Consider the following 18638-nt stretch of genomic DNA (forward strand, 5'->3'; position numbering starts at 1 on the left):
TGCGCGCGGTCCAGTCCGCGGTCTGCCCATCGTGTGGGTCTCCGATCGGCTTGGACAGCAGTCGATGCCCGGCCTGCTGGGCGACAATCGATTGGATTGATCAGTGAACCCCCGGCTCCGCAGGCTGTCCGCCGATGCAGTGATGCTGCGCGAAGCATTCGGATCCCACCCATCGATCCGGGTGACACCGAGCCAGGACGATCCGCCAACCGCGTATTCCGTCGGCTATTCGGTACCGGGAGTGACGCTCGCCCCGGGCTCGAGCCAGCCTCAGATCACCAACGACCACCGGGCGACGGTGAGGTTGGTGTCGGGCTATCCGCGCGAAAAGCCGTACTGCATATCCGACACGATTGTTTTTCACCCGAACTTCGGTGCGCGAGCCGGCGACGAGATCTGCATCGCAGACTTCTGGTCATCGGGCCAGACACTGGTTGACATCATCGTGAAAATCGGCGAAATGATTCAATACAAGTCTTTCAACGTGCGCTCGCCGTTGAATGCGGTGGCCGCGAGGTGGGTGGATGAGAATCCCTCGGTCGTGCCCGTCGGTGATGTGGAGCTCTGGACCCATACCGTCGGGGGTCCCAAGTCGGACCCGATCGGCCCTGCGCCGACCTTGCCCCAACCGGCACCGTCGCGAGTCGAATCGCCGCCGCCGACCCCACAGGGCTCGACCCTTGACCTGACCGACCTATCGTGACGAATCGAGAACAGCCATGACGGAATCAACCGGGCGCGATCAGCCGCCGGACGGGCTGAGGTCGCCCGGACTGGACGGATCTCCACCCGAGCGTTTGGTGATCGGTACCGACGAGGTCGACCACACCATTCCTGTTGCCCAGCAACAGATCCGGCAGCCTGGCGCCTTGCCTCCGGTATCCGCCTCGCCCGTCCCCAGTGCCGGCGGAGCGGCCTCCGGCACCAATTCGTGGATGGGCAACACTTCGATCACTTCGGGACTTGTCGCCGGAGCGATCGGCGGACTCGCCGGTGGAATTCTCGCCGAAGTGATCGGGTTCACCGACTGGAATGCGGAGACCGAGGGTGGCACAAAGGTGCTTGCCGGTCTGTGGATCGGGTTCGTAGGGGCATGTATCGGGTTCTTCCTCACAGCCTGGGAGGGTTTTCAGGCCGGCTCCTCGCAGCGAGCGTGGCGCAATGGGGTGGTCGGATTGGCCATCGGTGCCGGCGCGGGATTCATGGCGGGTTGGCTGGGCTGGCACTTCCTGATCCAGCAGCTCGAGGACCTTGGCCGAGAGTTCGAGAACAACCCGTTCATGACCGAAGGCGAAGCGATCTCCAAGTTCAACAACACGATGCGGCTGGTCTTCGCCATGCTCTTCGGCCTTCTCGGGGTGTTCGTCGGCGGTGGTATCGGATTGCGGCAGTCCTCGAAGAAGGCCGTGAATGGCGTCATCGGCGGCTCGATCGGCGGCGCCATCGCCGGTCTGATCTTCTACGCACTCTGGGATCCCCTCAGCGAGATTCTCCGGGGGAGCGAAGCGCCGTCAGACCCGACCCTCGAGCTGATTCTTGCTTTCACACTCACGGGCTTGGCGGTCGGGCTGGGTATCGGATTGGTCGACCGTCTTCGGCGCGACGCATGGCTGATGCTGACTGCAGGGCCGATGGCTGGCAAAGAATTCATCCTCTACAAGCCCGAAACCGTGGTCGGGTCTGACTTCCAAGTCGACGTCGTTCTCGTCAAGGACCGGGCGGTGACTCCCCGCCACTTCGTGCTCCGGCGCGACGGCAGCGGCACCGTCCTCGCAGTCACCCCGGGCGCCGCTGTCAGCGTGAACGGAACACCAGTCACCAACCATCGTCTCAGACCCGGTGACCAGATCTCGGTTGGGTCATCAGTCATCAACTATCTCGAGAGGGCGGCCACGGCATGAGCACGAATATCGCAAGCGGCCCGCGCTCGGAGATGCCATGGAGCAGGGAAGGCAGAGCCGAATGTCGTCGGTGAACGTAACTGTCATGGATGTCACCGGAAGCCGCCGCCAGGAGGCGACTCTTCCGGCCGACGTTCCCGTTGTCCGTGTCCTTGCCGCGCTGGTGGAGCGAATGGGGCTGCCCACCCTGGGGCCCGACGGCGGACCCATCTCCTATCGGTTTCATCACCGAGATTCGGGCCGTCAACTCAGCGGAGCTGAGACCCTTTCCAACGCCGGCGTGCTCGAGGGACACACCTTGCGCCTGCAGCCCGAGATCATCGCTGGATGAGTCTTCCGATCGAGATATCCGAGGAGTCTCGCTACGACCGCCAGGAGCGGATTTCCTGGTGGGATCAGCAAGTTCTCGCGGAGGCCAAGATCCTCGTTGTCGGTGCCGGAGCGCTCGGCAACGAGGTCGTCAAGAACCTCGTGCTCATGGGTGTCGGGTCGATTGTCGTGATCGATTTCGACACTGTCGAGATGTCGAACCTCGCTCGCTGTGTGCTGCTTCGCGAGAGCGACAACGGTCGCTCGAAGGCGGTCGCCGTTGCCGAACGAGCTGGTGAGCTGAATGGCGCCGTGGAAGTGGTGGGCATCCAGGCGGACTTGCGAGCTCTCGGCACTGGGCTGGGGCGTCGGGCCGATGTCATGGTCGGCGCGCTGGACAATCGAGAAGCGCGCCTGCACCTGAACAGGCTTGCCTGGCAGGCTTCTCGGCCCTGGGTGGATGGTGCGATCGAGGGTCTTCACGGGGTGGGGCGCGTCTTCTCGCCACCCGACTCCTGCTACGAGTGCACGCTGACGGAAGAAGACTTTGGTGCTCTGGCCCATCGGCAGTCGTGTCGGCTGCTCTCGCCCGAGGATCTCGTCGAGGGGAAGGTGCCAACCTGCGTGCCCACTGCGTCGATCGTCGCCGGCGTTCAGGCGCAGGAGGTGGTGAAGCTCCTGCATGCCGGGCGGCCCGGCGTGAACCCGTTGTGTGGCGCCATGGTCTTCGATGGAGTCAACAACGATGCATACCCCTTGCGATATCCGGTTGATGACGATTGCCTGGCGCACCATCCGTATGTTGATCCAATGGTTCTGGAACGAGACGATGCCCTCACCTTCGAGAGGGTGGCCGAGTCCGTTGGTCTGCCCTCAGGAACTGTTGAACTGTTCGACGACCTCATCATCGAGTGGTCCTGCCCGAGTTGTGAAACAACGAGCCCCGCTCGTTCCCAGGTACGCACTGCGGGAGCCGGTGATGCCCGTTGTCCTGAGTGCGACCGCTACCGGCAACCGGCGACCACGACCACGATCACGCCCGCGAGCCCGCTCTGGACCCAGAGCATCGAGTCGGCAGGCGTCTGCGCCGACGATCTGCTGGCCATCCGTAGCGGGTCCGCATACCGGTATGCGTGGCCGAAACACGCCCTCTCCGACCTCCCGGCGAGCTGGTCATGACTCCCGGTGACAACACGGATGCGGTCGGGCTCGGGTCAGCGCAAAGTGGCCCGACGAACTCGGTGCTGCGTATCCACATGCAGCGAGACGCAGGCGATGCGATGCGCGCTCACGCATCGTCCGACACCAGTGTCGAGCAGGGTGGAGTAATGGTCGGCGAGATCGACACGACGACCTCGACTCTGATGATCTCCGGCGCCATCCCGGCGAAGGGAGCCGAGGCCACGAAGTCGTCGCTGACCTTCACGCACGAGGCATGGGACTACATCAACGAACAACTCAGCGAGAGCTGGCCCGACCAACGGATCGTCGGTTGGTACCACAGCCATCCCGGCTTCGGGATTTTCCTCTCGGAGTTCGATCAATTCATCTGCGCCAACTTCTTCAACGAACCATGGCAGATCGCATACGTCATCGATCCGATCTCCGGCGACGACGGATTCTTTGCCCCCATCGACGGCGAACTCCAGCGGATCGTCGACTGGGATGTTTGCACCCGAACGGATGCCCCCCACCCGGATCGGCCGCTTCATGAGCCTGTTCGCGCCGCAGATTCTGGGCGTCCTGCGCTCATTGATGCCGGTTCGAAACCCTCCATTTCGCCGATCATCGGTGTGCTTGCCGGGATGATCCTCGGAGCGATGGCGTTCGCAATCTTCTTCCGCTCTGGGGACAGCGACGACGCGGTGCGGCGGGTATCACCCCAGTTGACTGCACAGCAGACGTTCGTCGATGCAGGTTCTGTTGCGCTCGGTCGTGATGGAACCCTTTTTGTCGGTGAGCCGGGATTGCTCCGCGCCGGCCCCAGATCGGCGGCTGGGCTGACGGCCATCGTCGCCATGATGGGTGAGACAGGAAGCAATTCAGTGCCGCCAGTGACAGTGAGTAGCGCTGGCCGGGTCTTCTACGTCGATCCAGGTGACGGGAGTCTCGCCGAAGTCGGCGGTCCGACCGGAGTAGTGGCGCTGCTGGACGATGTGGAGGTCCCGTGGGTCGATCCCACCGGGATTGCGATCTACGACGACCTTCTCTGGGTGCTCGATGCGAACGGTGCCGTCTACGAGTACGACGTCAACGCAGAGGAGTCGGACGCGGTACCGAGCCTGCTGATGCCGGCCGAATCGTTGCCTCTCGTGGCAATCGCTGCTGATGACAGCGGCCTCTATGCGATCGTCGACGGCGAGCAGACGATCCGCACTTGGCGCGACGGTGCTTGGGCTGAGGCGGCGAGTGATCCGGCGCTGATGGGCGGACTCCACCTCGATGTTCTCGACGACGTTGCGTCTGTGGCCGTGCTCGCGGGAAACGGCGAGGGCAAAGTCGTCAGCGTGTCTCTCGACGATGAGAGCGCAGTTCCCGAGTCGGGGTCGGTGGCTTGCCCCGGACCACTCGCTGCATACGTCAATGCGGTCGGAGAGCGGGCGCTCGTCGTCGTACCCACGTGTACTGGAGTCCCGCAGATCATCAGCGTGTTCTCGTCGTTGCCGTCGACCACGGTGCCCTCGAGCACGGTTCCTCCCTCGACGTGGGTTCTTCCCGAGGACGACGCAACGACCTCCACGATTGCGCCCGTCGATTCCGTCGGGACCGAAGATGGATAGGCACTGCCTGCCGCAGCCGCCCGGCGCTGCCAAGTAAATCAGGACCTACGGACGGACCGTGGGATCATTCGCAAGGCGGCCGCCGATTTCCCTGGGGAGTCGATCCCGAGAACGGTGGATGCGGTGCTCACTCGATCGCGAGGATGCCTTCGCGAACGAGCCGGCGAGCCAGCACGATACAACCATCGGTATCGAGGTCTCCGCTCAAATCGGCGACAGTGACCGCTTCGCCCGACAACGCACGTCGAAGTGTGGCTACGGAACGAATCGGGAAAGTCACCTCCGCTCCATAGCAGTGGACGACCGCGTCGTCATCGCGTTCCTCGATCACCGCGATCGCGGTATCGCGAATACGAAGTGTCGTCGTGGCAGCAATGTTTTGCGCTGCGGCAAGTTGGCGACGCTGCCCGGGCACAATCGGCTGCCGAGTGGCCACCAGATCGGCAAGCTCGAACTCGAGCTGCAGTTCGACGTCGGCGTCTTCCTCGATGAGCACCCACAGTTCCTTGAGTTCGGCAGCGATCTTAGAGCGAACGAGCGGTTCGTCTCCCCACGTTGCCGGCAGGCTTCGGCGGAGTTCGGGTCGACGATTCGCGACCTGTCGGATCGGCGATATCATGAGATCGACCCACGGCACAGGAATAATGCCGATGGTGACATGCAGAGATAGATCCTGTGCCTGTGCGCGGTGGTCAGATCGATGGGCCAGGTCGGCTCCGCCGGCGAAAGCGCCGCCATGGAATCCTTCTTTTCGCTCGCATGAGTCCCTTGGTTGTGCGGTTTCGGTTGCCCGGCCGAGGGCCCAGCACTACTGGCAATCCCACTCGCGGGTAGCGTGCTTCGCCTCTTAGCCATTTCATCGTCTATGGGAGCGAGGAGTAGGAGGAGTAGATTGACGTGATGGCTAAGCCGAGCGATGTCCTCACGCGCCTGAGAGGAGCAAAGTACCTGGGTAGCCATCCGAATGCCCCAGGTCAGGTAGAGAACCTCGATATCGAGTTCACCTCCGATGGCGTACGGCTCCGGGCAAGAAAGAGTTTGATCGAGATTCCATGGAGGACCGTGGTTGAGCTGTCGGCAGACGATCGTGAGTCTGTGGAGAAGCGCGTCACCGGTCCACGCCTCCTCTTGCTTGGAGCTTTCGCCCTGATAGCAAAGAAGGAACGAGTTCTGTCCTATTTGGCCGTTGTGGATGACAAGGGAGAGTGGCTGCTCGAAGTCCCGTCGCTATCGGCGATTGAACTCAGGGCGGGGCTCAGCCAGCTGTTGTCATATGTTCCCGATGGCGGTTCACACCCAGCAGAGACTCGACCGTCTTCAGATTCTTCTGGGGCCACCATCGCCGAACGTCTCGCAAGCCTGGACGAGCTGAAGGCTCTCGGCCTCATCTCGGACGTTGAGTATTCCTCTCAGCGAGCAGCGATCATTTCTTCCCTCTGAGCCTCACTTGAGGCCAAGGAGTAAACTCCAAACCCAGAGTCCGCATATGTGGTGACGTCGGTTTCGTTCCGCGTTGTCTATTTCGACCCCGTCTTTGTTCAGCAGGGTTGGGTAAACTCTGCGTACCTCTCCTTCGACGGGCTCGATTCGTGCGCTCTCGACACTGATGAGTGTGAACTCTGATTGGACGGAATCCGATCGAGGCCAGGGGCACACATACGCGCTGTCGCTGCTCTCGCTACATCCAGCGTTCTCCAGTCGAATGCTGGTGTCTCCGGGACATCGTCGTCCACCTTGGTAGACGCTCGCACCCCGCCGCTAGTTCAACGGCGTGGTCCGTGTCCCTTCGATCATCAACAGTTCAAGCGAGGAGCTGTCGCGGAGGACGAGGGCGAGGTCCTTCGCCTCGCCTTCGCTGAAGTTGCCGGTGATCTGGATTTGAGTCCGGTCGAAGCTCGCCGCCTGGATGGTCGGCGCGCTCACCACACCGCCGTTGATCTCGATCGCCACGCGACCGCTGGGGCAGACGGCGGAGCCGGCGACGCACTGCGCGGCGAGCGCATTGAAGTCGTCGATGCCCGGGGAGCCCGAGCGAAGCACGAGGTCGACACTCCAGCCGGCGGTCAGCTGCGCGTTGGCGTCCTCGACTGCGAGACCGGTCAGGCGAGCTCCCACCCCGGAGGTGCTGATGAGGGCCGGTGCAGGACCGAGCAGCAGCACGGACGCCACGTCGACGCCGTCGATGTTGTCGATCTGCTCTGCGACCATGCACTGATCGGCGTCGGCATCGGGCGTCGGGATACCGGCGGCGAACTCGGCGGGAGCGCCCTGACCTTCGGGGTAGTCGCACAGCGCCGCAGCGGCCGTGAGGTCAGTGCCGGAAGCGCCGACGTCAAGAACGGGTCTGAACGAGACGGTAGGTAAATCTCCGGACGTCACGGCATCCAGCACGGCATCGGTGTCGCTTTCGTTTATTCCGGTGACCACCACAGTGACGTCACGACCGTTGATCTCGGCAGGGGACGCGCCCGGATACTGGCTCAGCTGGGCGTCGATGTATCTGGCGGCCGACTCTGGCGAACTCTCTTCAGAAAGACGAAAGGTGAAGGCAAAGGCATCGCCGGTCGGCTCAGCCGGTGTGGTCGTGGCCGGCAAGGCCGTTGTAGTTGATTCGCCCTCCACGCCCAACTCCGAGGAGTCGTCTCCGCACGACACCGCGAGAACCACGACCGCTACCACCGCACAGAGCATCCGCATCGGCACACCCTAGGCCACGTCGCCTCGGCGCTCACCGAGTCGACGACGTCCTCCCAACGCCCTGATGCTAGCTCTGCCCAACCGGTGGCCTCTGCGGTGGAGTTGCTCTCGTAGTTGTGGCACCGAGGCGTGTCATCGCACCACCACACACCCCGCGGTGCCCCAGTGATTCCGTCTCGGTGCACCAACCTTGCCCCATGGAGAGCAAGGTGCGTCATCCACGTGACGGCGGGTGCTGACTCGTTTTTCGTCGGAGAACCGCTGCTCACCGTTGCGCCGGGCCGAGAGCCCCTGTGGCCCGTTTCAGCGCGGAGAGTCAGCTGTCGAGTGCCGGGTGGTCGAGAACGCCGCTGCCACACAGTTGGCCCTTGTCGCCGGTGCCGACCACCCCGACGAACAGGTCGTTGAAGTACCGCGATCCGGATTCATCGTAAATGGACACGTCGGAGCTGAACGCCTCGGGGATGCGGCCGTCCACCAGGTAGAGCGTGTTGCCGTCGAGCGCGGCGAAGAGGCCATCGGCCACCTGGCAGGCGGAGAGGCGGATCTCGAGTCCGGTCGCGACCTCGACGCCGTGGTACTGCAGGTTGCCGTTGGTGTCGATGCACACGACCACGTCGAACCCCGCCTCCGTGGATCCGCCGAATGTGGCGACCTCCCGATTCTCGCAACGGGCCGAACCGCTCGATGTCGGCAGCGTTGGGAGTTCGTCGCGAGCGACCCGGATCGAGTCAAGGAAGTGGGCGAGATCCGCCGAACCCAAGACGTCCAGGTCCTCGATGTAGACGTAGGCGTAGGCCTCGATCGTCACGTTGCCGACCTCGATCATCAGGTTGTCGCTGGCCCCGTCGCCAGAGGAACTCGGGTCGGTGAAGCGAATCGCTCGGTCGGCCCCCTGGACCTCCACTTGCTCGTACCAGTGCGGTGACGGGTCATAGAACCCCTCGTCCACGAGTTCCTGCCAGTACGGCTCGGTCGAGGCGACGAGGTCGTCGATCAGCAGGCCGGGATAAATGGTGATGCCATAGCCCGAGTTTCCCATGCCCATCGCCACGATCGATCGAGCCCGGTCGCTGGGGGTCCAATTGCCGGCCAACGGCTCGGCGTAGGTCACGCCTTGGACGGTGATTAGCTCCGGTTCCGGCTCGGCAAGACAGTCGATTGCCGTGGGTACGTGGAGGATCGGCGTCGCCTTGGCCCACTCGGCGTCGGCGACGCGAGCAGGGGTCGCACTGACGAGGTTGTCGCTCACCCCGGTCGCCCGGTTCGGTGAAGTCGTGAGACAGGCAATGATCTCGCTCGGCGCGGCATCCGGCTGTTGTTCGAGGATCATGGCGGCGGCCCCCGTGACCTGCGGGGCTGCCTGCGAGGTTCCGGCGCTCGAGTTGTAGCGCGAATCGCAACCGCCGAGTGTGCTGCACGGGAACGCTCCTGCGCTCCAGACGGCGTTGCCGGTGGTGCTGGAGAAGCCACCGGGGGCGAGCAGGGTGACGCCTTCGCCGAAACTGGAGAAGGCCGAGACGCGACGGTCGGCGTCGACGGAACCGACTGTGATCACGTTGGACAGCGACTCGTTCAACGCGGCACCAGCCGGCGCAACGAGATCGATCGTCGTGCAATTGTTCCCGGCGGCGATCACGAAGAGCACTTCGGGGTGGCTTCCGAAGATGAGGTCGTAGCCGATCTGCTGGGCGGCAGCGGCCTCGGCCGCCTTCGTTCTGTTGGTGTCCGTGAGGGGGTCGGTGCACCGCGTCGAGAGGTGTTCCGGGGCACTCGTGGCCAGCGAGATGTTGACCACGGACGCACCTCGATCGATCACGTCGAGGATTCCCATGTAGGTATAGAGGGTGGAGGTGTGCGTCGGGAGGTACACCCGCGACGACACGTCGGGGGCATCGATCCCGCGGAATTCCGCCCACTTGTCGAATGTGTGGAGTCGGCACCGCCACGCGGTTCCGAGAAGACCGAGGTCGTTGCCGCCTTCCCCGCAGGCGAGTGCGGCGACATGGGTGCCGTGTGCGTAGTCGTCTCGCACGCCGACCGAACCGGGGCTGATGTGGTGTTCAGGGAACTTCGTAGCGACGACGTTGACGAGGTCCTCGTGGTTGGGGAACAGGGCTTCGTCCACGATTCCGACATCGACGGACCCGGCGTGGTGTCCAGTGGCCCATGCCTCGGTGGCGCCGGTGAGACGATGGTGCCAGGTGGCGTCGTCCTCATCGTCATCCCAGTCGTTGGGCGACCCCGTCGGCTCCGCGACGGTCACGTTCCGGGGCGCGAGGACGTGAGGAGTCGTGGCCGCCACCGCTGAGTCGTTCCGCAGCGAGACGGCCACCGCAGAGAGCTGCGACGGGTCGTCGAAGCGGGCCTGGAAGATCCCAACGGTGGGGAGCTGGCCGACGACGGTTCCGCCCACGTTCCGGATCGCCTCGCGCACCGTCTCGGCATCGGCACCCGCCACGCCGTAGACGATCAACTCGTCGATGACGACAGCGGGTTCCTCTGGCGAGGTGATCTCCACCCGCTGCGGCGACGGCCGAAGAACCGAAGCAGACTCGCCGTCGGCCTCCGCGGAGATGACATCGACGGTGACGAGCAGGACCGTGCTGGAACATTCGCCTGATTCCGGCGGACAGAGTTCCACCGCCACCGGCTCCGCGGCCCTAGGTGCGTCCGCATCGACCGCCACGGACAGCGCGAGGTGCTCACTCGACGCTGTCACCGAAGCCGTGTAGCCCGGACCGTCGAACTCGATCTCACTGGTGAGTCCTTCGGCCGGCGGGAGGAGAAGAACCGCAGAAGACCCGCGCTTCGCCTGGATCGTGGCGTCCAGCTGGGCGTCAGGCAGCGATGCCGGGGCAGTCGGAGCAGAGCTCGGCTCGTCGTCGTTTCCGCCCACGCTGGGGTTGGACGCGTCCCGGGGCCACACAACCACAGCGACGGCGACCAGGAGAGCGACGCCGACAGCTGCGGTGACAACGGGGGTCCGTCGGCTACGACCGCGCGGTGACGGTTGCTCGCTCGGCTCTTCTTCCGGACCCCGACTTGGCGCTGCGGACGCCGTTGTCTTGGCCTCGGGATGGTGAGTCTGGTCTGTCCACGTCCTGCCGTCCCACCACCGGAGGCGACCCTCCTCGAGAGGGTCAGGGTGCCAACCTGGAGCGGGACCTTCTCCGGAAGTCATGCGCCACTCTGCCACTCGGTTGCCCGCGAACGGGTTTCCGCCGGCGGTTTCAATCGATCATCGCGGAGGCTGGATGACGCGGACCCCGGCGGGTGGTTGACGTTCTCTCGGCGGGTCGCCCGGGCCAGCTCGCCCTTGGCTCAACAATTCAGCGACCTGAAACCGACAAACGGGGGTCCACGAATGCCCTATTTTCTGCTTGCATGCGCAACGAGTTGTAGGATGCGCACTTGGTCCTACTATGTGCGCACCCCCTGCGCGCTGGTTCATTGGCGGTGCCTCACGACAACGAAAGGACGAGGTGTCATGAACGGATCACAAGGGTTGCAGCGGCGCACGAAGCGTCTCCGGCGAGCGGGGGTTGAGGTCGAGGTGCGAAAGAGCGGCCACCTTCGCTTGTTCTGCCCCGATGGTTCCTACGTCACGACCGGGGCCAGTCCGTCGTGTACTCGGGCCAACAAGGAACTGGCATCGGCGTAGCGGCGCCACGGTGTTGTCATCCATTGGAAGGAGCTGAGCTGATGAAGATGACGGATCTTCCCCTCGGCCGCATGAAGGAGGCAATTGTGGATCTTCCTGCTCAGTTCACGACGCTCGATGTGGTGGAGCACCCTGCAATGGCCGACGCCGGTCGGCGATTTGGCGGTGAGCCGATGTTTCGGGCGCTGGTGGGCAAGCAGATCAAGCGGCGGATGGGCTTCTGGAAGCTGACTGAACTCAAGTCCGGGACCTCTCGCGGTTCGGTCTGGGGCAAGCGATGAGCGGCACCGACCCGGTCGTCGAGGTTCGCGATGTCCTGAACGCCACGTTCGGCGCTGACGGGGTGATCACCAACGGGGAGTTCGCCAGACGGGTCGAGGCAAAGCCGTCAGCCGTGCGGAGCTGGCGTAGCCGAGGCTCGGTTCCGCCGAAGAAGGTTGCGATCGTCGCTGATGTCGTCTCGGACGTTCTCGGTCCCGAGCAGGCCACCCGGTTGGCCAACGCCTGCCAGGTGAATCGTTCAGCAGCGACGATCACCCGTCGTCGTCGTGCGGCAGGGCAACGTGATCTCGACCTCGCCGGACCTGCTGAGACTTGGCTGTCGGCGCTAAGGCGGGTGATCCGGACCGACAGCGCCGAGGAAGCCCCCCTCGTACGCGAGGTTGATGGCGCAGCCTGGTTCGGTCTCGGCTCGGCGCTGCTCGATGGACTTGCTCCCGGCGCCCCGTGTGTAGACAGCCACGGACTGCCCACCTACGTCGAGCGGGAGTTCGACGCCTTTCTTCGTCAGCTTCTTCGAGACGCCGTTGATGTGCCGACGGGGCATGACAGGAGGATCGTGGCGGTGCACGGTCCCGCAGCATCGGGCCGATCACGGTCGGTTCTTGAGGCGCTGAGGGCCCATCCCGTACTTCGAGCATCCCCTCTTCATGTCCTTGAGGACACTCCGGGCAGGGATGTTCTCGAGGACTATGCGCGGTCCCTGGTTGCCGCCGCAGGGAGAGCCGGCCGGCCGGTCGTGACGTTCATCGACGACGCTGCGCACGTCCTGCGAGATGCAGGATCGATTCGTGCGTCGATGCGGGAGATCTCTCGTTGCGGCGCAATCGTCGTCGTACTTGGACCAAGCGAGATGTTCGCCGGCCGACCCCTTGTCGGGATGCACGCCAGCCCCGAGGACGCAAGGTGGCTGGCGAGCCTGACATCCATTGCGGTGGAACCGAGGTTCGATGAGCGCGAACAGGCACGGGCCCAACCGTTGTTCGCCACGCTGTGCTCTGCCGACGACATCGAGACGTTGCCTCGAGCGCTACGCGGGTTGTCCGCCCTTCGGGCTCGAATCGCCGATGCCCGGTCAGCGGCGAGTCTCGACCACGACGCCGACCTCCGTTGGCTCGCCGTCGAAGCCCTCCGAGAGATCTACCTTCCAACCCATCGGGGCCCCACCATCGACGAATTCGGAGTCCTCCTGGAGGCGTGTCGGCGCAAGGCCCGTCCCGGCCAGTACTCCGACCCCGCTCGTATTCCTGGCGTCATCGAGTGGCTGACTCGTCCGATCGGGGACGCCACCCAGACAGGCAATCAGTGGTCGATCGCAATTGGGCGGCCCGCATCAGCATTCTTTGAGAGAGGAGACGAACCGCTACGCCTCAGGCTGAATGAGATCCTCGCCACGCCCCCCTCATCAACCGCCGTGGTCGAGCCAAGCTCAGCGATGACACTCGGCGCCGACTATGTCCTTGAGATGGCCAAACTCCGGCTGCCCGAGTCGGTTCCGGTCGGCCAGAGCCACGCCGGGACCCCGTTCCTTGAGGAGGCGAGGTTTCGGAAGGTCGGCGCTGCGTCGAGGCTTCTCGCAGAGTCAGCCGACGGGGCAGAGAGGCTCGAACTCCTTGAAGAAGCGGCTGAAGCCGGTGACGCCGAAGCGGCCATCAGCATTTCCCGCGGGATGGGAGAGAACGGATACCTCGATCAAGCTCAGAACTACCTACACCAGTGGTGGGAGCGGCATCATCGCTGGGATGACTACTCATGCACTCTGGCCGGCTGGGAACTCCTCGCACTAAGTGTGGAACGTCGTGATTGGGACTCACTGCATTCGGTGGCGGTGAGGGTGGCGGAAGACTTCAGCGAGCCGAACGTCCCCGCGCTGAGACTTTGCACGGCCGAGATTCACGACGTCGACGACGCTGAAGGCTTTGGCCTCCTGGACCCAGCGGAGCAGGTCCCGATCTTCCTCGCAGCGGTCTGCTGCTGCGATCAGGTCCCCACCCATCAGGCGCAGTTCGCATCCCTCTGGATCGATGAACAGGACCGGGGCGAGCTCTGGGACGGTGCTCCCGACGAGGCGGCCCATGCACTCGGGGGAGTGCTCAGGACAGCGACGGTCCGCTCGATCTTCGAACACAATCCTGACCCGGTAGACGCGCTCAGCGATATCCGCAACCGAGTGGACGACGCCATCGCCACGCGCCCAAGGCCGTAGCATTCGCGTTCGCCTGCGTTGGCGAATGGCTTCTGTTCGGTAGAGAGCCGAGCCACTCGCGACTGGGTTGTCGCCCCTACCGCCTGTGGAACCTGACTCGTCCTCGATTGAAGAACTCCGCGAGCTGGTCATCCTCTGCGGGCCCGAGACAAAGGTGGAGTCCAGTGGAACGCGGGGAGATTCAAAGAGTCCTAGCGCTCCAAGGGTGAGTATTGCGTAGCCCGGGCCCCTAGATCAGTATCGACCCATGTTTGGTCGACGGCGGTTGAAGAAGGAACTCGCAGCGTTACTTCCCGGCGGTGCGGTCACGCACGGCCCGGCTCAGGCTCACTGCCGTCTTAGAGATGAGACGATCTACCTCGCGTCGGATGGGGGCCATCTGCTGGTGCGCCGGCCGGATCTGAGCACGGAGTTGCACGAGCTGGGGGCCCTCCAGCGTGTTTCTTCAATTCATCCGTACATGGCGCTCTACTCCGACGCAATCAACGACGAACAGCCGACGGTCTCGTGCATCTTCGACTGGGGCGGAAACACGCTCACTGAACTGATCAAGAAGAGGGGCACTCTCGTAGATCCCAAGAAGCGGAGCGAAGCCCAGACAAAGCCCAGACCGGACGGCAACCCGCACACGATCGGGACCTCTCCGCGGAGCGCGCCGGTCGGCGAGGCACACCATCCGGACGGGCAATCTCTGCTCGTGAACGCGTCGTTCGTGCACGACGGCAGCATCATCCTCACGGCTGCCTCCAGCGCGCTTGTGCCGCTTCAGGACCGCCCTGGGCTTGCGATTGATGCAAGCGATGTCATTCGCTGTCGGTACGAAGGAGCGAGTTCACACGAATGGCGGGGCGGCCTGGTGGTCGACTTCAACCACGCGGAACTCGCTCAACTGCGTCTTCAAACTTCGGTGATCGACATGGCGGGTAGCTCCGAGGCCGAGATTGAATCGTGGATGAGCCACTACGGCGTCCCTGTTCAGACCAGGTCCGAAGCTGAACGGTCAGGTGGCGGCCGCGTAGCTGAGGGGGCCGCAGGTGGAAGCGGGGGGCGCCCGAGCCGCGCAGCCATCATGCTCGATCCGTCGGCTCGGCTCCCAGCGCCGTCGACTGCTCGAGCACGAAAGACGTTTCTGTTCGGCGAGCCGGAGCCGGTCGAACTCGTGCTCTTCAGCGAGCACGAGTTCATTGAGCTCGTCGACCCGCGCAACGGCTCGAGTGAGCTCCACCCCGTTGAGGGGGCCGAGGGGTTCCGGATTTCTGGGCAGGATCTCGTGATCCAATTCTCGGTACTGCCCAAGTTCGCGGTAGTCGCAGGTGTGGCAGGTATCGACGCTAACGCGATCTCGGCCTGGCTCGAACGGCTCGGTGTGCCGAAGGCAGCGTGACTTGAGCCGTTGGCTCGCCTCCCCGGCGCCCATGGGCGTAGTTGCTCCACGAGTGAATCTGCGGGGCTGCCGCGCGACGTTGGCAGTGTTTGCCGCCTCTTGTGCCCCGCCGTTGATCCTTCCGGCAGGGACGAAGCTGGGCCGCAAGCTTCCATGCGCACCGTGAAGCGGTAGCCGAGTACGCAGCGCTTCTCGACTCGTTGTTCATCTGAGAACGCCCGATCAACCGCGTCCAAGTCGACACCACTGAGTTCAGCACCAAGCAAGTTGGCTCCGTCCAGTCGAGCGCCGTCAAGCAGCGCACCAGACAGGTCAGCGTCGCGGAGGTCCACGGAGTTCAGGAAGGCCCCGATGAGGTCCACTTCCTGCAGTCGGGTCAGCTCCAATGCGGATCCTAGGCCGGTCTATCGGTAGCCGATTGCGCTGGTCAGGTTCGCGCCGGTCAGGTTTGCGCCATCCAGGGTTGCACGGGTGAGGTTCGCGCCGGTCAGGTTCGCGTAGGTCAGATTGGCGTCGATCAAGTTCGCGTCACCCAGGTCCGCTCCGGTGAGGTTTGCGCTGGTCAGGTTCGCGTGGGCAACGTTCGCGTCGGGTGAGTCCCTCGTAGTGGTGTAGGTCGGGGTCATCGCCGTGATGGTGGTGGCCATCGTGCGATTCTCAGAAGTGACAAAACGAACTGAGAAGGACACCGCACGATGACCACATCTGATTCTGCCTTGAACGCGCTCTCCGCGTCGCTGACCGCCGCCGATTCGCCGTTGGCGGCGTCGCTGGCCGAGATCCTCACGGACGCGATCCAGGACCTGATCGAGGCCGAACTCACGGCCCGGATCGGCGCCGAGCACGGCGAACGAACCCTGAGCCGATCGAACCTGCGCAACGGACACCGCGACAAGCTGTTATCGACCCCGGCCGGGGATCTCACCCTCGGGATCCCGAAGCTGCGCAAGGGGTCGTTCTTCCCGGAGCTGCTCGAGCCGCGGCGCCGCATCGACAAGGCCCTGTGGGCGGTGATCATGACCGCCTACATCACCGGCACCTCCACGAGAAAGGTCGATGATCTGGTGAAGGCGTTGGGCTGTGACACCGGCATCTCCAAGAGCACCGTGTCGCGGATCTGCAAACACCTCGACGCCGATGTCGCGGTGCTCCGCAACCGCGATCTTGGCCATCAGGCGTTCGTGTATCTGTGGCTCGACGCCACCTACGTCCACGTCCGCGAGGGCGGCCAGGTCGTCTCCAAAGCCGTGGTGATCGCGACCGGGCTGCGTGCTGATGGTTACCGCGAAGTGCTTGGTGTCGATGTCGGCGACTCCGAGAACGAGACGTTCTGGACCGACTTCCTGCGCGGCCTCGTCGAACGGAACCTGCACGGCGTGCGCCTCGTGATCTCCGACGCCCACGCCGGACTGAAAGCCGCGATCCGACGCGTGTTCCAAGGAGCCGGCTGGCAACGATGCCGAGTCCACGCCATGCGCAACTTCCTCGCCGTCGCCAAGCATCAACACCGGCTCATGATCGCCGCGTTGATCCGCACGATCTTCGCCCAACCCGACGCCGACGCCGCCCGAACCCAGCTCCGCGCCGTGGTCACTCAGCTCGAGTCGGTCGCGCCCGAAGTCGCCGTCAAACTCGAAGCCGCCGAAGACGACCTCCTCGCCTACACGACCTACCCGCCCGCGCACTGGACCAAGATCTGGTCGAACAACCCCATCGAACGACTCAACCGAGAACTGAAACGACGCACCGATGTCGTTCAGATCTTCCACAACACCGAGTCCGTCATCCGCCTCGTCGGCGCTCTCCTCGTCGAGGTCAACGACGAAATGATCTCCTCCGAGCGCCGCTACATCGCCGCCGCATCCGTCGCCGCCCTCACCGACCAAGAGGAGAACCAACTAACATCGCTCCCCGCAGCACCCCGAACCTGAACAACCGGGAATCGCACAACCCACCTACACCACCCCACGGGACTCAATCTTCGCGTCACCCAGGTCCGAGCCGGTCAGGTTCGCGCTGTTGAGGTTCGCGCCGAACAGATCTGTGGAGCGAAGGTCTGCCCAGGCGCACACTCATTCTAGGAATGGAGCTTGATCTGACTGGAGTTGACCCGGTTTCGTGGACACGGGTTTCTGTGTGATCAGGCTGCCTCGGTGGAGGCGGTGTAGGTCTCGGCGGGGGTTCGGTGGCCGAGGCGGGCTTGGTGTCGTCGCCGGTTGTAGAAGGTCTCGATGTAGTCGAAGAGCACGGTGCGGAGCTGGCTTCGGGTCATGTGTTCCCAGTCGCCGTGGATATGTCGGATCTCCTTCTTGATGGTGGCCCAGGTGGATTCCATGGCGGCGTTGTCCCAGCACACGCCGGTGCGGCCGAACGACGCCGCGACGTTGTGGTCGGTCATGGTGAGCGCCAGGTCGCTCGAGATGTATTGGCCGCCGCGATCGGCGTGGTGGATCACTTTGCCGTCGGGGTGACGCCGAGCCAGCGCCATCACCAACGCGTTGACGACGATGTCGGCGGTCGCTCGGTTCGACATCGACCAGCCGGCCAGACCTCGATCGTGGAGATCCAAGATGCCGGCCAAGAAGAGTTTGCCGTCGCGGCATTTGAACTCGGTGATGTCGGCCAGCCAGCGTTGGTTCGATGCGTCGGCGGTGAAGTCTCGGCCGATCAGATCCGGCCCCGGGGCCGTGCCCGGCTTGCGACCGCGGCGCCATTTGCGGCGGCCGTGCACGCCAACCAGGCCGCACTCGGCCATGATCCGCGCCACGCGTTTGCGGCCCACCCGCCGGTCGCGGTGTTGGAGCTGGCCGAGCACCCGAGGGGTGCCGTAGGTGCGCTGGGAGGTTTCGTGGATCTCGAAGATCTCCGCTGCGAGATCGACATCGGCCAGATAGTGCGCCGACAACGGCCGATCACGCCACGCGTAGAAACCCGACCTCGAGCACTCAACGAGCTCACACAACCGCTTCACCGGATAGTCGGCGCTGTGGTCTTGGACGAACCGGAAGCGGGTCACCGGATCGTCTCCCGGGCGAAATACGCGGCTGCCTTGCGCAGGATCTCGCGGTCCATCCGCAGATCCTGATTCTCCTTACGCAACCGAGCCAGCTCCGCACGCTCACCCGGATCCAAAGCCCCCGGTTGGCTCGCCTCGTCGGCTTCCTTCACCCAGGCGGCGAGCGAACCATCCGAGATGCCGAGCGATTCCGCGATCTTGCACCGAGGCCGATCCGACGATCGATACAACTCGACCGCCTCACGCCGGAACTCCTCGGGATACTTCGATGGACGACCCATCCGGGCCTCCTTCCCCTGGACGTGCATCCAGGATCGGGTGTCCACCAAACCGGGTCAACTCCAGACACCGTCAGTTCGCCCCCGGCGTCAAGCAGCGTCTGTTGGTAGGGGTAGACGGGAA

Annotated in this window: 16 protein-coding genes; 10 read left to right on the top strand and 6 right to left on the bottom strand. The window is 64.0% G+C overall.

Annotated elements, in window-relative coordinates; all coding sequences use genetic code 11:
* Window positions 1-103 precede the first annotated feature (103 nt).
* From RIB98_14805 to RIB98_14825, 5 genes are all read left to right on the top strand, one after another.
* Window positions 104-703, top strand: a complete 600-nt coding sequence (locus RIB98_14805; GenBank protein MEQ8842251.1) for a hypothetical protein — start codon at window positions 104-106, stop codon at window positions 701-703.
* Window positions 704-800: 97 nt separating this feature from the next.
* Window positions 801-1901 carry an FHA domain-containing protein gene (locus tag RIB98_14810; protein ID MEQ8842252.1) on the top strand — a complete coding sequence of 367 codons (1101 nt, stop codon included), beginning with the start codon at window positions 801-803 and terminating at the stop codon, window positions 1899-1901.
* Between the two features lie 61 nt (window positions 1902-1962).
* On the top strand, window positions 1963-2232 hold the full coding sequence (locus RIB98_14815; protein MEQ8842253.1) for an EsaB/YukD family protein: 270 nt from the start codon (window positions 1963-1965) through the stop codon (window positions 2230-2232).
* Window positions 2229-3389 carry a ThiF family adenylyltransferase gene (locus RIB98_14820; protein MEQ8842254.1) on the top strand — a complete coding sequence of 387 codons (1161 nt, stop codon included), beginning with the start codon at window positions 2229-2231 and terminating at the stop codon, window positions 3387-3389. Before RIB98_14815 ends, RIB98_14820 begins: the two co-directional genes overlap by 4 nt.
* Window positions 3386-4990 carry a Mov34/MPN/PAD-1 family protein gene (locus tag RIB98_14825; protein MEQ8842255.1) on the top strand — a complete coding sequence of 535 codons (1605 nt, stop codon included), beginning with the start codon at window positions 3386-3388 and terminating at the stop codon, window positions 4988-4990. Before RIB98_14820 ends, RIB98_14825 begins: the two co-directional genes overlap by 4 nt.
* Before the next feature lie 127 nt (window positions 4991-5117).
* Here the strand turns inward: RIB98_14825 and RIB98_14830 are convergent, their stop codons facing one another.
* Window positions 5118-5609 carry a hypothetical protein gene (locus tag RIB98_14830; GenBank protein ID MEQ8842256.1) on the bottom strand — a complete coding sequence of 164 codons (492 nt, stop codon included), beginning with the start codon at window positions 5607-5609 and terminating at the stop codon, window positions 5118-5120.
* A 281-nt stretch (window positions 5610-5890) separates the two neighbouring features.
* Here RIB98_14830 and RIB98_14835 point away from each other — a divergent pair, with 281 nt between their 5' ends.
* Window positions 5891-6430: a hypothetical protein gene (locus RIB98_14835; GenBank protein MEQ8842257.1), complete on the top strand. Its 540-nt coding sequence runs from the start codon at window positions 5891-5893 to the stop codon at window positions 6428-6430.
* 318 nt (window positions 6431-6748) lie between these two features.
* On the opposite strand, the gene RIB98_14840 is transcribed toward RIB98_14835, so the two are convergent.
* Window positions 6749-7612, bottom strand: coding sequence for a hypothetical protein (locus tag RIB98_14840; protein MEQ8842258.1), 864 nt, complete (start codon window positions 7610-7612; stop codon window positions 6749-6751).
* A gap of 391 nt (window positions 7613-8003) precedes the next feature.
* Window positions 8004-10586 carry a S8/S53 family peptidase gene (locus tag RIB98_14845; GenBank protein MEQ8842259.1) on the bottom strand — a complete coding sequence of 861 codons (2583 nt, stop codon included), beginning with the start codon at window positions 10584-10586 and terminating at the stop codon, window positions 8004-8006.
* 806 nt (window positions 10587-11392) lie between these two features.
* Between RIB98_14845 and RIB98_14850 the strand changes: the two genes are divergently transcribed.
* From RIB98_14850 to RIB98_14860, 3 genes are all read left to right on the top strand, one after another.
* Window positions 11393-11632 (top strand): hypothetical protein, encoded by a 240-nt coding sequence (locus RIB98_14850; GenBank protein ID MEQ8842260.1) that lies wholly within the window; start codon window positions 11393-11395, stop codon window positions 11630-11632.
* A complete protein-coding gene (locus RIB98_14855; protein MEQ8842261.1) occupies window positions 11629-13836 on the top strand; it encodes a hypothetical protein in 2208 nt (735 codons plus the stop codon). The genes RIB98_14850 and RIB98_14855 overlap by 4 nt, the downstream gene beginning before the upstream one ends.
* A gap of 247 nt (window positions 13837-14083) precedes the next feature.
* Window positions 14084-15220, top strand: a complete 1137-nt coding sequence (locus RIB98_14860; GenBank protein ID MEQ8842262.1) for a hypothetical protein — start codon at window positions 14084-14086, stop codon at window positions 15218-15220.
* A 404-nt stretch (window positions 15221-15624) separates the two neighbouring features.
* On the opposite strand, the gene RIB98_14865 is transcribed toward RIB98_14860, so the two are convergent.
* Window positions 15625-15867: a pentapeptide repeat-containing protein gene (locus tag RIB98_14865; protein MEQ8842263.1), complete on the bottom strand. Its 243-nt coding sequence runs from the start codon at window positions 15865-15867 to the stop codon at window positions 15625-15627.
* 48 nt (window positions 15868-15915) lie between these two features.
* On the opposite strand from RIB98_14865, the gene RIB98_14870 reads away from it, so the two are divergent.
* Complete coding sequence (locus tag RIB98_14870; protein MEQ8842264.1) at window positions 15916-17151, top strand: IS256 family transposase; 1236 nt, start codon at window positions 15916-15918, stop codon at window positions 17149-17151.
* A gap of 209 nt (window positions 17152-17360) precedes the next feature.
* Here RIB98_14870 and RIB98_14875 read toward each other — a convergent pair whose 3' ends face one another.
* Window positions 17361-18236, bottom strand: coding sequence for an IS3 family transposase (locus RIB98_14875; protein ID MEQ8842265.1), 876 nt, complete (start codon window positions 18234-18236; stop codon window positions 17361-17363).
* Window positions 18233-18517 carry a transposase gene (locus tag RIB98_14880; protein ID MEQ8842266.1) on the bottom strand — a complete coding sequence of 95 codons (285 nt, stop codon included), beginning with the start codon at window positions 18515-18517 and terminating at the stop codon, window positions 18233-18235. The genes RIB98_14875 and RIB98_14880 overlap by 4 nt, the downstream gene beginning before the upstream one ends.
* Window positions 18518-18638 lie beyond the last annotated feature (121 nt).

Source organism: Acidimicrobiales bacterium (assembly GCA_040219515.1).
Taxonomy (GTDB): domain Bacteria; phylum Actinomycetota; class Acidimicrobiia; order Acidimicrobiales; family Aldehydirespiratoraceae; genus JAJRXC01.